This window comes from Bartonella occidentalis, from assembly GCF_037070875.1.
GTDB lineage: Bacteria > Pseudomonadota > Alphaproteobacteria > Rhizobiales > Rhizobiaceae > Bartonella.
The window spans coordinates 662958-679378 of the sequence record NZ_JAYMZJ010000001.1 but is presented as its reverse complement, the minus strand read 5'-3'; the positions used below and the strand labels follow the sequence as shown (position 1 = coordinate 679378).

Annotated in this window: 11 protein-coding genes; 6 read left to right on the top strand and 5 right to left on the bottom strand. The window is 36.6% G+C overall.

Translation table 11 applies throughout. The features are described from left to right. Window positions 1–141: 141 nt before the first annotated feature. Window positions 142–2808: a pyruvate, phosphate dikinase gene (ppdK, locus tag WCP78_RS02800; protein WP_336279125.1), complete on the bottom strand. Its 2667-nt coding sequence runs from the start codon at window positions 2806–2808 to the stop codon at window positions 142–144. Window positions 2809–2933: 125 nt separating this feature from the next. Beyond that, a complete protein-coding gene (locus WCP78_RS02795) occupies window positions 2934–3584 on the bottom strand; it encodes a DsbA family protein (protein ID WP_336278974.1) in 651 nt (216 codons plus the stop codon). Between the two features lie 745 nt (window positions 3585–4329). Here WCP78_RS02795 and mutY point away from each other — a divergent pair. Continuing rightward, window positions 4330–5379 (top strand): A/G-specific adenine glycosylase, encoded by a 1050-nt coding sequence (gene mutY / locus WCP78_RS02790; RefSeq protein ID WP_336278973.1) that lies wholly within the window; start codon window positions 4330–4332, stop codon window positions 5377–5379. Between the two features lie 60 nt (window positions 5380–5439). On the opposite strand, the gene WCP78_RS02785 is transcribed toward mutY, so the two are convergent. Beyond that, the gene (locus tag WCP78_RS02785) at window positions 5440–6570 is read right to left on the bottom strand and encodes a site-specific DNA-methyltransferase (RefSeq protein WP_336278972.1); all 1131 of its coding nucleotides are present in this window, start codon (window positions 6568–6570) and stop codon (window positions 5440–5442) included. Between the two features lie 331 nt (window positions 6571–6901). Here WCP78_RS02785 and WCP78_RS02780 point away from each other — a divergent pair, with 331 nt between their 5' ends. From WCP78_RS02780 to WCP78_RS02765, 4 genes are all read left to right on the top strand, one after another. Next, window positions 6902–7603: an HAD family hydrolase gene (locus tag WCP78_RS02780; protein ID WP_336278971.1), complete on the top strand. Its 702-nt coding sequence runs from the start codon at window positions 6902–6904 to the stop codon at window positions 7601–7603. A 715-nt stretch (window positions 7604–8318) separates the two neighbouring features. Further along, window positions 8319–9716, top strand: a complete 1398-nt coding sequence (gene thrC, locus WCP78_RS02775) for a threonine synthase (RefSeq protein WP_336278970.1) — start codon at window positions 8319–8321, stop codon at window positions 9714–9716. Window positions 9717–9798: 82 nt separating this feature from the next. After that, a complete protein-coding gene (locus tag WCP78_RS02770) occupies window positions 9799–11073 on the top strand; it encodes a M16 family metallopeptidase (RefSeq protein WP_336278969.1) in 1275 nt (424 codons plus the stop codon). 387 nt (window positions 11074–11460) lie between these two features. Next, window positions 11461–14340: an EAL domain-containing protein gene (locus WCP78_RS02765; protein ID WP_336278968.1), complete on the top strand. Its 2880-nt coding sequence runs from the start codon at window positions 11461–11463 to the stop codon at window positions 14338–14340. A 53-nt stretch (window positions 14341–14393) separates the two neighbouring features. Here the strand turns inward: WCP78_RS02765 and WCP78_RS02760 are convergent, their stop codons facing one another. Continuing rightward, on the bottom strand, window positions 14394–14978 hold the full coding sequence (locus WCP78_RS02760) for a YqgE/AlgH family protein (RefSeq protein ID WP_336278967.1): 585 nt from the start codon (window positions 14976–14978) through the stop codon (window positions 14394–14396). Window positions 14979–15049: 71 nt separating this feature from the next. Here WCP78_RS02760 and WCP78_RS02755 point away from each other — a divergent pair, with 71 nt between their 5' ends. Further along, window positions 15050–15928 (top strand): protein-disulfide reductase DsbD domain-containing protein, encoded by an 879-nt coding sequence (locus WCP78_RS02755; RefSeq protein ID WP_336278966.1) that lies wholly within the window; start codon window positions 15050–15052, stop codon window positions 15926–15928. Between the two features lie 24 nt (window positions 15929–15952). On the opposite strand, the gene rnhA is transcribed toward WCP78_RS02755, so the two are convergent. Continuing rightward, window positions 15953–16420, bottom strand: a complete 468-nt coding sequence (gene rnhA / locus WCP78_RS02750) for a ribonuclease HI (protein WP_336278965.1) — start codon at window positions 16418–16420, stop codon at window positions 15953–15955. Window position 16421 lies beyond the last annotated feature (1 nt).

The window sequence follows — 16421 nt, the reverse complement described above, 5'->3', positions numbered from 1 at the left end:
ACGTCATGCACTATTTTCTCTTCTCTGCATACAATATCTAACAATGTATTTTAAAAATCTCCTTTTCTCTTTTAAAAAGATCAATAAAAAATAATTTTTTAATCATATACCCGTCACATAATAACAATGATCTCAAAAACTTTATGTCCTTTTTATAATTGCTGACTGTGCAGCAGCTAAACGTGCAATTGGCACCCGAAAAGGAGAACAAGACACATAATCTAGATTATTTTCTTCACACAAAGCAATCGAAGCAGGATCGCCTCCATGTTCACCACAAATTCCCAATTTAATTTTCGCACGCTGTGAACGCCCACGCTGCGCAGCAATAGCAATCAGTTCCCCTACTCCATCACGATCAATGGATATAAAAGGATCTTGCTCTAAAAGTCCCTTTTGAAAATAAGTTGTCAAAAAAGGAGCAGCATCATCACGCGAAATTCCAAAAGTTGTTTGCGTCAAATCATTCGTCCCAAATGAAAAAAATTCTGCAGTCTCTGCAATTTCACCTGCCCGAAGTGCGGCTCTTGGAAGCTCAATCATCGTCCCAACCATGTATTGAATATTGATTCCCTTTTCCTTCATCACCTTATCAGCAACCTGGTCAATACGTGCTTTCACAAAATCTAGCTCGGACTTAAGTGCAACAAGTGGCACCATAATTTCTAGCATAACAGGAGACTCAGATTTTTGAGAAGCTTCCACCGCTGCCTCAAAGATCGCCCTTGCTTGCATTTCTGCAATTTCGGGATAAGTAATAGCTAAACGGCATCCCCGTAACCCAAGCATAGGATTAAACTCATGCAACTGCTGAGCACGCTCTATAAGTGCTTCAGCAGAAACTCCCATAGCTGTTGCAACCTCAAAAATTTCTGCATCTGTTTTGGGTAAAAATTCATGTAATGGTGGATCCAAGAATCGTATAGTAACGGGAAGACCACACATAATTTCAAATAACTCAGTAAAATCTGAGCGCTGCATTGGCAAAAGCTTATCTAATGCTTTACGACGCCCACTTTCATCATTACTTAAAATCATTTCACGCATAGCGACAATACGCTCATTGGAAAAAAACATATGCTCCGTGCGACAAAGACCAATGCCTTCAGCTCCAAAAGAGAGCCCCATACGTGCATCAGATGGTGTTTCAGCATTGACACGAACTTTTATACGCCGCATTCCATCAGCCCATTCTATCAATTTTGCGAAATCTCCGCAAAGCTCAGGTTGCACCATTGCAATCTTTCCTTCACAAACCTCCCCACTTCCACCATCAATCGTAATGATATCTCCTTTTTTAAAGCTATGCCCTGAAGCAAGCATTGTGTTCGTATTATAATCAATTCGTATATTGCCTGCACCTGAAATACACGGTTTTCCCATACCACGCGCTACAACAGCAGCGTGACTTGTCATACCACCACGTGTTGTTAAAATTCCTTCTGCAGCATGCATCCCATGAATATCCTCTGGGCTTGTTTCTATGCGCACTAAGATAACTTTACGACCTTCCATTGATGCAGCTTCAGCTTCTTCAGAAGTAAAAACAATCTCACCGGTTGCCGCTCCAGGAGAAGCAGGCAAACCACAGGCTACAACAGAACGCGTCGCATTAGGATCAAGTGTCGGATGTAAAAGTTGATCAAGTGACTTTGGATCAATTCTCATTACCGCTTCTTCACGGCTAATCAACCCCTCCTCAACCATTTTAATCGCCATCTTTAATGCTGCACGTGCTGTTCGCTTTCCAGAGCGAGTCTGCAGCATCCACAATTTACCTTTTTCAATTGTAAATTCAAGATCTTGCATATCACGATAATGCTGCTCAAGCTTCTGCGCGATTTGACATAATTTCAAAAAAGCCTCTGGCATAATTTTTTCCAAAGATGGTTTATTTGAACCCGCAACAATACGTGCACTTTCCGTAATATTTTGGGGAGTCCGAATGCCTGCCACAACATCTTCGCCCTGTGCATTCACTAAAAATTCACCATAAAGCTCTTTTTCCCCAGTCGATGGATTTCGTGTAAAAGCAACACCTGTTGCGGAATCCTCACCCATGTTTCCAAATACCATTGCCTGTAAATTAACTGCTGTTCCCCAATTTTCAGGAATATTATGTAAACGACGATAGGTAATTGCACGTGCTGCCATCCAACTCGAAAAAACCGCTCCAATCGCACCCCATAGCTGTTGTTCAGGATCTTGAGGAAAAGGTTTTCCTAACTTGTCTTCAACATATGCCTTATAAGAAACAATCACACCCTTCCAATCAGCTGCTGTCATTTCTGTATCTAAATCGTAACCATTACGCAGCTTTGATTCATCAAGAATTTTTTCAAAGTGCAAATGATCCAATCCTAAAACAACATTAGAATACATTTGGATAAAACGGCGATAACTATCATAAGCAAAGCGCTCATTATTAGTTTGTAAAGCAATCGCTTGCACAGTTTCATCATTCATACCAAGATTAAGCACCGTATCCATCATTCCTGGCATAGAAACTCGAGCACCTGAGCGAACAGAAAGTAGAAGTGGCCTTTTTTTGTCACCAAATGCGCGTCCTGTTTGTTCGCCAATGCGCTTAAGAGCCTGTTTTACAGTTTCCTGTAATTCTTTTGGATACGCCCCTCCATGTGCATAATAAAAATTACAAACTTCTGTTGTAAGAGTAAACCCAGGAGGTACAGGCAATCCAAGATTACTCATTTCTGCTAAATTAGCTCCTTTCCCACCGAGAAGATTACGCTCATTCATACTTCCTTCAGCATTGCCATCACCAAAACTATAAACCCACTTTGTCATCATACAACTGCTCCCATATCAAAACATCATTTGATCTGAACTAATCGTCAACAGCAATGATGCACAAAACCTATTGTTCTTGTAGAAAAAAGCATCAATATTTATCTTCTAAAAGAAAATTGCTTTTAAAGAAAACTATCAATAATCGAAGAAAAGGTTTCTACTGACATTGCGCCTTCATATTTATTACCATTAATGAAAAAGGTAGGCGTAGCAGAAATACCAAGCTCCTTCCCACGTTCAAAAGATGCGTTAACTTCATCTAAAATGGACTGGTTTTTTAAGCAAGCATTAAAACCTTCATCAGTAAGGCCTGCCATTAAGGCAATTCTTTTTAATGGTTTCAGAGCATTTTGCCTCCAGGCCCACTCCTGCTGCTTCTGAAATAAAACCTCTATCAAAGGAAAATAACGATCTTCTGACACACATTTTGCCAACATAAAACCTGCAGTTGCCCGAGGATCAAAAGCAAAATCCCTAAAAATGAATCTTACTTTTCCTGTTTTGATATATTTTTTACGAATCGCGGGGAGTATATTGTTATAAAAATGCGCACAATGGATACAAGTTAATGAAGCATATTCAACAATTGTTACTGGTGCATTTTCTTCTCCCTCAATCTTATCCTTAACCTTGGTGGATTGAAGAACCTTACTCATATCAACAGTTGCAACTGGCTTAGGTTTACTAGCTAAAGCAGCTGTTGTATTAATTTGTACAGTTATCATCAAAATAACAATTATCGTGGAAGATAAAAAAGTACGACAGTTTATCATAAAAATAATAATTCTCTTTTCTTAATTAAATGAACAAAAACTCAACGCCTTCTCATCTATAGTATAAACGTGCTAGAGATTCTATTTTATTTATTATTCTTTTCTGTAAAAATGCAATAACCAAATTTGTAAAGTGGGTTAGTACAAATTTTCGTTTTTAATCCTCTCAATATTTTCTCATACGTTTTTTGTCTTTTTCGCTTATAATTTTTCCAAACCCATGAAAATGAGTGTATATTTTTGTCCGATCTTAATGAAATTGATAGTAATATCTACCCCAAAAACATTAATTCTACGAGGTATTGATTTCATAAATCACTTTTAATATCGTATGCTTTTTACAACCTGTAAAAAATATTACATGTTAAAGAATTTCATTTTAATTTACATGATTTTTCTAAATAATTTGCAGCAGGAGTAGTGTAATGACCTTCTATATCATGCCCTGCAATCTGTGATTAATGTTTTAAACGTTACATTAAAACCGCTCACTTGTGACAACTAGTTCAAGCATTTAAGATACAGCTTTAATACAAATTAAGAATGGAATTTTAAAATTGTGTACTCATTTTATTTCGTTACCAAAACACTTATTAAATTATCAAAATTCCATTTTAAGAATTATCATCCTAAAAAATTAATCCAAATATAGATACAATTAGTAATCATACAAAAAGGATCATAAACCACATATCAAAACAAATACTTTTTTTGCATTTTATATTCTCTATGATTAAAGGTAATCATGCATAAGATTTCATCACGCCTTCTTTCTTGGTACGATCAAAAGCACCGGCATTTACCGTGGCGGATTAGCCCTAAAGAACAAATGAAAGGGATCAGCCCTGACCCTTATCGAGTTTGGTTGTCTGAAATTATGCTTCAACAAACCACTGTCGAAGCCGTAAAATCTTATTTTCAAAAATTTTTGAACCTTTGGCCCGATCTGCCTTCTTTGGCAAAAGCTTCACAAGACGATATTATGAAAGCATGGGCTGGTCTTGGATATTACTCGCGTGCACGCAATCTTAAAAATTGCGCTCAAAAACTTATGAACGATTATGGAGGACAATTTCCGCAGTCCGTCAAGATACTCCGTACTCTACCAGGTATTGGAGACTATACTTCTGCAGCCATTGCTGCAATTGCTTTTAACCATCCTGTAGCCGTTGTTGATGGAAATGTTCAACGCGTTATAACTCGTCTATTTGCTATCTCCTCGGTTTTACATAAGGCAAAAACTGAAATTAAAGAAAAAACGCAAAAAATTATTGCTTTAAATCGCCCTGGCGACTTTGCTCAAGCCATGATGGATTTGGGAGCGACAATTTGTACGCCGAGGAAACCATCTTGCCTACTCTGTCCTCTTCACAGTTTATGTCAAGCAGCGAAAATGCAAGCTGTAGAATCTTTCCCAGTAAAAGCTCCTAAAAAAGAGCGCCTTTCAAAAACTGGTGTTGCTTTTGTTGTCCTTAATGAAAATAACCAAATTTATTTGGAAAAACGACAGAATAAAAAACTACTTGGTGGGATGACCCAAATACCTAATAATATCGGGAGCAATGATGAAAATGGACTTCAAAACGCACCCTTTCCTGCCAATTGGCAATTCAAAGGGCAAATTACACATGTTTTTACTCACTTTTCTCTGAAACTTGATATTTATTATGTCAATGGTATCTACGAAATGAAAAATGAAAATGGCTGGTGGTGTGACATCCAACACCTTGCAGAAGAGGCACTTCCCACTGTTATGAAAAAAGCCATTTCTGTAGCAATCCCCAATTCCTTTTAGAGTTAGAATACCCCTACTGTAACAATAAAATTAGCCAATTTAAAGAAAACTAATTTATTTTCACATGACACCAGTTTTTAACATCTGTGAGCGTATTATCATCCTTAACTCATCTATTGATTTTAACTGTTTGTTGTCTTCATAATACCAAAATGTCCAACCATTACAGCTTTGTGAATCTTGAGCCTTTCGTCCCATTGCATGAATAGAACCAGCTTCACCACCATGCATAATAGTACCATCAGCTCTTACAATAGCGGATACTTGCTTTTTCCTGTCATAAAGTACTTCTCCAGCACGAAGTAAACCAGATTCAAGTAAACTATTGAATGCTACACGCGGCTCTGCTTTTTTTCTATCAAAAATCGCTAATTCTGATTTATTTAAAGGTTTAACTGCAGTGATCCTCTTATGTGCTGCATCAATGTAGCGTTGCTCACGTTCAATACCTACAAAATCGCGTCCCAGAAGTTTAGAAACAGCTCCTGTTGTTCCTGAACCAAAAAACGGATCAAGAATAACATCACCTGGCTTACTAGAAGCCATAATAATACGCGCCAATAACGTTTGTGGTTTTTGTGTTGGATGCAATTTTCGTCCTGCTTCATCTTTTAAACGCTCAGCACCAGTGCAAAGAGGAAAAAGCCAATCTGAACGCATTTGTACATCTTCATTTGCAGCCTTTAAAGCGTCATAATTAAATGTGTACTTTTTATCCTTTTGATCTCGAACAGCCCAAATTAGTGTTTCATGAGCATTTTGAAAGCGTCGCCCCCGAAAATTAGGCATGGGGTTATTTTTACGCCAAATGATATCATTAAGCACCCAAAAACCTAAGTCTTGTAATGCCGTACCAACCCGAAAAATATTATGGTAAGATCCAATAACCCAAAGTGTTCCGTTGGGTTTTAATACACGGCGACAAGCAAGCAACCATGCGCGCGTAAAAGCATCATAAGCAGCAAAATTTTCAAACTGATCCCATTCATCATTAACTGCATCAACAAGTGAATGATCTGGACGATATAAAGTGCCATCCAATTGTAAATTATAAGGAGGATCCGCAAAAATCATATCAACTGAATGTTTTGGAAGTTTTTCCAATACTGCGACACAATCGCCTTTTAAAATTTTATTACGCCACGGCATTTGTGAGGAAACTAAATCTTTTTGAATCTGAACAACTGTCATAAAATACCCAACGAGACAAAACAAAATTGCCTTATAATCAGAATGATATAGGCCCGCATTATTGATTTTATATTTACAAAAATAGAGTAAATGGATCGTTAAACTCATACAAAATTGATACTTGTTTTTTCTTCTTCAGAAAAAATAAAACAATGTTCTACGCACAAATTTTTATTTTTCTTTCCTTAAACACCTTGTCACATATCCCTTTTCTTTGTTCTATTAAGTGAATAGAAATCATTTTCGAAATATATATTTTATGAATAAAGTCTTTTCCGCATCCTTATTCACAAAAGCTTCAAGCTATAAGCAACATATAAAGGAATATTTAATGCCTCAGATAGATCTCGTTATTTTTGATTGCGATGGAGTTTTAGTAGATTCTGAATATCTCTCAGTAAAAATTGGATCTCAATTGCTAAAGCAAATAGGTTATGAAATATCACCTGAAGAATTTAGTAAACACTATGCAGGATTAACCTTTATTGATCTTCTTAAAAAAGTTGAACAAGAAACAAAAAAAATAATCTCTGCTCATCTTATAGACCAAATGTCAGAACTTTTTCGAGCACAAATAAAAACTGAATTACGTGCCATCGATGGTATAAGAGAAGCGTTAGAAGTTATTAAATCTCGCTATCCTTATTGCATTTGTTCTAATTCAGGAAGCGTAGATATACAAGAGATGCTTACCATCAGTGATCTCTATGATCTTTTTGATGATAAAAACAAAGTATTTTCTGCACCTGAAGTGGGAACAAAAAAAGCTAAACCTGCTCCTGATGTTTTTCTTTTTGCCGCACAGCAATTGCATGTAAAACCAACAAATACTATCGTTATAGAAGATTCTATTCATGGTGTAACTGCTGCGAAAACGGCAGGCATGCGTGTTGTTGGTTTCACTGGAGGATCACACAGCTATCCTAGCCATTCTAATGCACTTGTAGATGCTGGAGCAGAAACATCTATCACCACACACGCTCATTTACCAGAAGTCTTAGAAGCAATGGCTGTATGGCAAGATTTATCATAATTTCTTAGATTTAACAGCTAACGTATAAGCTCTATTACTTAGCAACCACTTCTTAATCAATATATTGATTGGAATTTAAATATATCTTTAACATAGTCAATTGGTAAGGTAGGATTGCAACCGTGGAAAATCACTTTTAATATCGCCTGATTTTGATTAGATGAAAAGTAGATTATCAAGCTATAAATCGTGTTATTTATTCACTGACTGTACTATATTACAGAAATCAACTAACTTTAAACTGCGATCTGAAAGCACATATCCTACAGTAAACTCTTACGTTAGAAAGAGTCTATAAGATGTATGATATGTACATTATGAATGCGATGCCTTATACGTTTTTATCCAAACCATAGAGTTGAGGTTGAAAAAATTATTGTAATAAATTGTTACCGTATAAATAACACGAGATTCTAAAAGTTAAACCTATGGCGAAGAAACCTCTGTGAAATCATTATTATCTTATGACATAAATTTTAAAGAAATCTGATGAATTATAACAAGACCCCACAATAAACAAAAAATAAATCGCTTGAAACTAAGTTATTCATGAAACTTCAGTAATCTATATAGAACACTGGGCAATTTTAATATCATCATTTTTTATAATAAAAATAAACAGACAAAACTTCCATTCATGAAATAATTTTTATATCGTTAAAGACGTGAAAAATAACTTCACCAACTTACAAAAAATAAACAAAGGAAAAAATACATGAAGTATATTAGCACGAGAGGTGAAGCTCCTGCTTTAGGATTTACTGAAACTATCATGGCTGGATTAGCCAGTGATGGTGGCCTTTATCTTCCTGAAAAGTTTCCTCAATTATCACGAGAAGCATTACGAGCACTTCGCGGACAATCCTATACAACAATCGCTAAAACCGTTCTTTGGCCTTTCGTGGACAATGAAATCGAATATGCATCTTTTGAGAATATAATTGCAGAATCTTACGCCTCTTTCCGTCATCCAGCAACTTGTCCGTTACTGCAAACTGACTCCGATGAATTTATCCTCGAGCTTTTTCACGGCCCTACTTTGGCATTTAAGGATATTGCAATGCAATTTCTTGCTAGGTTGATGGATTACACGCTAACTAAAAAAAACAGATGCGCAACAATTATTGGAGCCACATCTGGTGATACAGGTGGTGCAGCGATTCAGGCCTTCGCGGGAAGAACACACTCAAACGTTTTTATTTTGTTTCCTAAAGGACGTGTGTCACCAGTTCAACAACGACAAATGACGACCAATCAGAGCTCGAATGTGCATGCTATAGCAATTGAAGGAAATTTTGATGACTGCCAAGCGCTTGTTAAAGCAATGTTTAATGACCATGACTTCCGTCAAAAAAGATCGCTTTCAGGAGTTAATTCTATAAATTGGGCGCGGATTATGGCGCAAATTGTTTATTATTTTTCATCCGCACTTGCCTTAGGTGCCCCTGATAGGCCTATCTCATTTACTGTCCCTACTGGAAATTTTGGCGATATTTTTGCTGGTTATGTTGCTGCTCGTATGGGATTACCCATTGCAAAATTGGTTATTGCAACGAATGATAACGATATCCTCGTACGCACATTAACCAGCGGTATTTACGAAACACAGCCTATAATCCACACAATATCACCTTCTATGGATATTCAAATTTCTTCTAATTTTGAACGCTTACTATTTGAAAGTAATAACCGTAATTCAACGTGGATTTGCAATGCGATGAAAAATCTACAAGAATCAGGACATTTTAGTCTTGATGAAAATCAACTCAAAAATATTCGTTCCCTGTTTTCTGCTGGGAAAAGTAGTACTGCTGAAACAACGCAAACAATTCACAATATTTATCAAGAAAACGGCTATCTTGCCGATCCACATACAGCTGTGGCTCTTAAAGTAGCTCGTGAAAATAAGCAACAGCATATTCCTATGGTCATTCTTGCTACTGCCCATCCCGCCAAATTTCCTGATGCAATGAAAAGTGCCTGTGGTCTTTGTGCTCCATGGCCGTCTTGTTTAAAAGATTTAATGAAACGTGAAGAAAATTTTATAAGTCTTGCGAATGACGAAAAAATAGTAAAAGATTACATTTCTTTGAAATCGCACGCATCTTATTAAAGTTAGCTGCGTTAATTCAAATAAAAATATTTCAATGCTCTTGCAGTAAAGCATTTGACGTATTTAATGGAGTCGTTAATACATGAGTGTAGATATTAGTCGCCTTAGCAATGGTTTGACCATCGCCACACACACAATGCAACAAATAGACAGTGTAGCACTCGGGATATGGGTTAAAGTCGGCTCACGCAATGAATCTTTCACACAACATGGTATCGCACATCTTCTTGAACACATGGCTTTTAAAGGAACAGAAAACCGCACAGCCTTTCAAATTGCGGCTGATATTGAAGATGTAGGCGGTGAAATTAATGCTACTACCAGCGCTGAAACAACAGCCTATTTTGCGCGTGTACTCAAAAATGACCTTCCACTTGCCATTGATATTCTGGCCGATATTTTGATGTATTCAAAATTTGATGAAAATGAATTAGAACGAGAAAAACAAGTAATTTTTCAAGAAATTGGTGCTGCTCGTGACACTCCTGATGATATTGTGTTTGATTATTTTACAGAAACAGCCTTTCGTCATCAATCTCTTGGTCGCTCAATTTTAGGAACACCCAAAACAATTCAATCATTTACATCTGCAGATCTTCATAATTTTATGAATAATCAATATAGTGCAGATCGTATGATCGTAGTTGCTGCAGGAGCTGTACAGCACACAAACTTTCTACAGGAAATTGAAAGCCGTCTTAGCACTTTTCGCTCTCACTCAACGGCACCTCTCACCAGTCTTGCTAACTATGTCGGTGGAGATTTTCGTGAATATCGTGATTTAATGGATACACAAGTTGTTCTTGGTTTTGAAGGACGCGCTTATCACGCACGTGACTTTTATGCAGCTCAGCTTTTATCAATTATTCTTGGCGGCGGCATGTCATCGCGCCTCTTCCAAGAAGTAAGGGAAAAACATGGATTATGTTATTCTATCTATGCTTTTCACTGGGGTCTTTCAGATACTGGGCTCTTTGGCATCCATGCCGCAACTGGACAAGAAGGGTTGAGAAAACTGCTTCCTGTAATTATTGGTGAACTCTCTAAAATAGGTAAAAACATCCATATCAATGAACTCCAACGAGCACAAGCACAATATCGTGCTAGCCTCATAATGTCACAGGAAAACCCCTCTAGTAAGGCTCACCTCATTGCCCGCCAAATGCTCCTTTATGGTAGACCAATTCCAATATCTGAAACAATTGAACGCTTAGAGCTTATTACTCCTACAAGGTTAACTGACTTAGCTAACCGCCTTTTTATCAATTCCGTTCCAACATTAGCAGCTGTTGGCCCTGTTGGCCCTCTCATTAACTTTGATGATTTAACATCAAACCTTTCATATGGTACAAAATAAGATTAAATACAGTTTGTCCAAATATTTTAGTGCGCGTCTGGCATATGAAAAAATTCTCCTTATTGAATAAATTTTGGAAAATATTTCTCAAAAAGATATACAGAACTATCTAATTTACACTTCATATGATAAATAATCTGATACGGAAAAAATATGTATGCAAAATCTGAAAATTAATAGTTTTATTTTAACCTTTCAAAGTATAGAATCTGTTAGTTTTAAGCTTCATTAAGATAAATGGATATTTGCTCTGCCTTTATTAAATTATATAAACTATTCAAAAAATAATAGCCGCTTGTTATGTAAAGTGAATTATAAAAAGTGGACACGTTTTTTCGAAAATCTAAATAAAAGTATAACATCCTAAGATACTGAAAGTGGTACATTGTGAAGAGTTTGCGTAAAATAATTGACATCATTTTTGTTGTAGTTGTTACCTCTTTTGTCCATATTATATCAGCACAAGCAATTGAACCAGTTAAAATTTCTTCTCAGGATGCTGCTCTTGACCTTTCAAAAGCAATAGAAATTCATCATACTAATAATTCCATTTTTCAAACAAGTACGGCGCCAGGACCAGATGGCATTGTATGGCGTATTGAAGTAAAAGCAAAAAATGAAAATTTTTCTGGGAACTGGGCAGTATTTTCTCTTGCAAATCCAACAAACGAACAGATTGATCGTCTCATCGTTGCACCCCATTACCGCATGGCTCATTCAGGATTTCTTTGGCCAGACCTCGGATCAGCACGGATTCAATCTATCACACCAAGCGAGGGTTTTTCTCTCGACCGCCAATCTAGTGCAAATTCAGATATCTTTAGTATTACGCTTAACCCTGGTGCTGTTGTTACATTTGTTGCTGAACTTAACTCAGAAAATCTACCACAAATTTATTTATGGAAACCTGAAGCTTATAAAGATGCAATCAATTCTTATACACTTTATCATGGTATCCTTCTTGGGATATCAGGTCTTTTAGCACTTTTGTTAACTGTTCTTTTTGTTGTTCGTGGGACAGGTCTCTTTCCTGCAACCGCCGCTGTCGCTTGGGCGGTTCTTTTTTATATTGGTATTGATTTCAATTTTTTAAATAAATTCTTTGCAGTGACACTAACAACGCAACCAATCTGGCGTGCTAGTACAGAAGTAGCACTTGCTGCTACACTTTTCATTTTCCTTTTTACCTACCTACGTCTTAACCGTTGGAATTATCATTTCAGCTATGGTGCAATTGCATGGACCATAGCTCTTTGCAGTCTTGGAGCATTTGCTATTTATGATCCAACAAGAGCAGCTGGTATTGCCCGTCTGTCAGTTGGTCTTACTACCATAATTGGTATGCTTTTGATTGGTTATTTTTCAATACGCAACTATGATCGAGCCATTATGCTTATTCCAACATGGTTATTAATTAGCTTCTGGTGTCTTGGAGCGTATGCCTGCATAGCAGGATATTTAAATAACGATATTATCCAACCAGCCTTGGCAGGAGGACTAGTACTTATTGTTCTTCTCATCAGCTTTACTGTTATGCAACAAACTTTTTCTAATGATGCTTTCCATGAAGGTATATTCTCCGACCTTGAACAACAAGTTCTTGCAGCAAAAGGAGCAGGAAATATTATTTGGGACTGGGATATAGAACGTGATAAAATTGTTGTTCACCCAAACATGGCAACCCTTTTTGGAACTGAAGCCCATAAACTCAATGGTACTATGCGCAACTGGATTTCAGCCTTGCACTACGATGACCGTGAGCGCTTTCAAGCTGTATTAGATATCATTCTCAAAAATAAAAAAGGACGTATTGACCAAATTTTTCGACTTTCTTCTGGGGGAGGCTATTATCATTGGTTTTCTCTTCGTGCCCGCCCAGCTATGCAAAAAAATGGAAAAATTACGCGTATCATTGGAACCATTGTTAACATTACCAACCACAAAAAAGCTGAAGAACGCTTATTGCATGATGCAATTCATGATAGCCTAACTGGTCTACCTAACAAACAGATTTTTTTCGATAGATTACAAAATTATACTTCGTTAGCAAAAGCAAATATACAAATTAGGCCAACCGTCTTTATGATCGATTTTGACAATTTCCGTCAAATTAATCGCAAATTGGGCATAGCGGTTGGTGATACTGTGCTGCTTATAATTGCACGCCGTTTAAATCGTCTCATTAATTTTCAAGATACCTTGTCACGCCTTTCTGCAGACCGTTTCGCAATCATTTTACTCAGCGAAACTGAACCGCAAAAAATTGCAATATTTGCAGACCACCTACATAAAACAATATCAGCACCTATTTCACTTTCAGAGCAAAAAATAACACTTTCAACATCAATTGGCCTGGTTACATGGAATGAAAGTAGATCAACTGCAAAAGATATTTTAAATGATAGTGAATTGGCCATGATCCACGCGAAACAAAAGGGGGGTAATTATATTGAACCTTTTCGTCCTAATTTTCGCACTTTTGGTCTTGAGCACAATAGTATGGAACAAGATATTCATCACGCTATAAAGCGTAATGAAATGAAAATCCTTTATCATCCTATTCTTAACTTATCAGATGGACAGGTTATAGGTTTTGAAACAATTATAGAATGGCATCACCCTAATTATGGGAATTTAAATGTCAGTGATTTTATTAAAACAGTAGAAAATGAACAGATCGTTATGGATTTAGCGCAATTCATCATCGATAATGCTGTTGTTGATCTTATAAATATACAAGAAAAATTTTTCCAACAATCTTTCTTCACTTCGATCAATTTACCAAGTACAGAAATGGTTCATCCCAGTTTCATAAGTCAACTACGCTCTACTCTACTGCGCCACCCACTTAACAAGGGAAGCTTAATGATAGAGATATCTGAATTTGTCTTAAGAAAAAACCCTGAACAATCAGCACATTTTTTTGAACAAATTAAAGCACTTGGAATAAATCTTGCACTGGATAATTTTGGAACAGATTATTCGTCACTTTCTTACTTGGTTCGTTATCCATTCGATATGGTTAAATTGGATCGCTCACTTATCTCAATCGATTCGCCTAAGAAAAAACTCGTTCTCAAATCTATTATTAATATGGCAACTGATCTTAATTTACAAATCATCGCAGAAGGCGTTGAAAATGAGAAAGCAGCTATTTTCCTACGACAAGAAGGCTGTAAATATGTCCAAAGTACTCTTGTCACCAAACCAATCGCTATCGAAGAGTTAATCACTCTTATTCAAAACCACTTTCCTTATAAAAATTAAAGTATAATCAATAGATAATTGCAGAGTATTAAAAAGAAAAATAGTACAACCCTTTATGCATGCCCCATTTCAGAAACAAGATAAGTAGGGTTAATTCCCATGCGCGTTAGGCTTTCATCATATTTACGATCTAAGTTGCTTTCAAAAAGAAAGCTAGGAGATGTGTGGCTAATCAACCAACTGTTCGCGGAAATTTCAGCTTCAAGCTGTCCGGCTTTCCATCCAGCATAACCTAATGCTATAAGTGCATGTTGAGGACCTTGCTTACAGCTTATCGCTTTTAAGATATCAATAGTTGCAGTAAAGCAGACCTTGTCTGCAACAGGAATGGTTTCTTCGCTAATATAATCATCTGAATGGAGAACAAAACCGCGTGAAGGCTCAACAGGCCCACCATAACGCACAGGAAAATTTTTTATTGGCTCAGAAAGATATCTTTTTTGCGCACTATTTATTACACCGAGATGAAGTAAAAGTTCTGGAAAATTAATATGGTGCAGTTGATTAAGAATAATCCCCATAGCACCGGCGTCAGAATGCTCACAAACATAAATAACAGAACGAATAAAGTATTTGTCATTCATTCCAGGCATTGCTATGAGTAATTGTCCACCCAAAAAGTCATCACACTGATTCATTAATCTGCTATTCTCCATACTTTACATGTTCAAATTCAACTCAATTAGTACAAAAAGAAAATAAAGCTCAAATGAAAAAAACTCAAATCTCTATAAATTCACAAAGGATTTCAATTTTTTTTTATAAAAAACTTTTAGCTGCCTTAAGCGTAACATTTATATTTTTAGGATTACTTAATTCCTCTGTAAGTGCTCAACAAAACCAAAACTCATATCTTTTTGCAACACCTTGGTATAAATCAGATGGTGGACAGGTTAGATTAGCTATAACCAAACCATCTTTTTCTGGAGCAAGAGATGGTATCATTAAAATTGTTCTTAAACCAGGATGGAAAACATACTGGCGTAATCCAGGAAATTCAGGTATGGCACCATTTTTTAACTTCAATCAACAGGTTTCTTACGAAATATTTTATCCCGTACCACAACTTTATGAAACAGAAAATGACTGGTCATTAGGCTATAAAGGGGAAGTCACCCTCCCCTTTACTATCTCTGATTCAAAAGAAAATTTAAATGGCTCTTTAACTCTTGGATTATGTAATAAAATCTGTATTCCATTTACTGTGAACTTCGATTTTTCATCATCTGCTCTCAAAAATGAACGTCTTCCTATATCCTTATTAAAAGACGCTCGAGATTCCCTTCCCTATACAACGCATCCTCAATTTAAAATAAGTGCTGAAAAAGATTCAAATACCCTTTTCATAAAAATACAAAATAGCAATGATACTATCCCCTCATCTCTTTTTTTAGATGGAGGAGAAATGCAACTTGGACCAGCAAAAAAAATCAATGATAACGTAAAATATACGCTCTTTAGTGCGCCCATCCATTTCATACCAGATCAAATAGATCAAACAGTTTTTTATACAGTTTCTTTTAAAGATTACGCTTTAAGTGGAACATTCACCTTCCATACACAATCAAATAAAACTGCTAATCCATAAAAAAGAAAGATTTTTAAACAAAAACTATGCTGAAAAATATCCATTCTCACGATATTCAGCAATTGCTTTGCGTGCAAGTGCATCTGCACGTTCATTATCAGGATGGCCAGCATGCCCTTTTACCCAGTGCCATCTGATAGTGTGACGAGAACAAGCCTTTTCAAGATCTTGCCATACTTCCATATTTTTAACAGGTTTTTTTGATGCGGTGCGCCAATTGTTTTTTTTCCAACCTTCGAGCCACACAGATATACCGTTGCGCACGTAAACTGAATCCGTATAAAGATCAACCGAACAAGATTCTTTAAGTGCCTTCAATGCACAAATTGCTGCCATCAGTTCCATTTGATTATTAGTCGTATACGCTTCTCCACCATAAAGTTCACGTTCATGACCATTCCAGCGCAAAATTGCTCCCCACCCTCCAACTCCAGGATTACCTGAGCAAGCACCATCTGTATAAATTTCAACAACTTTCTGTTGCTTTAACATA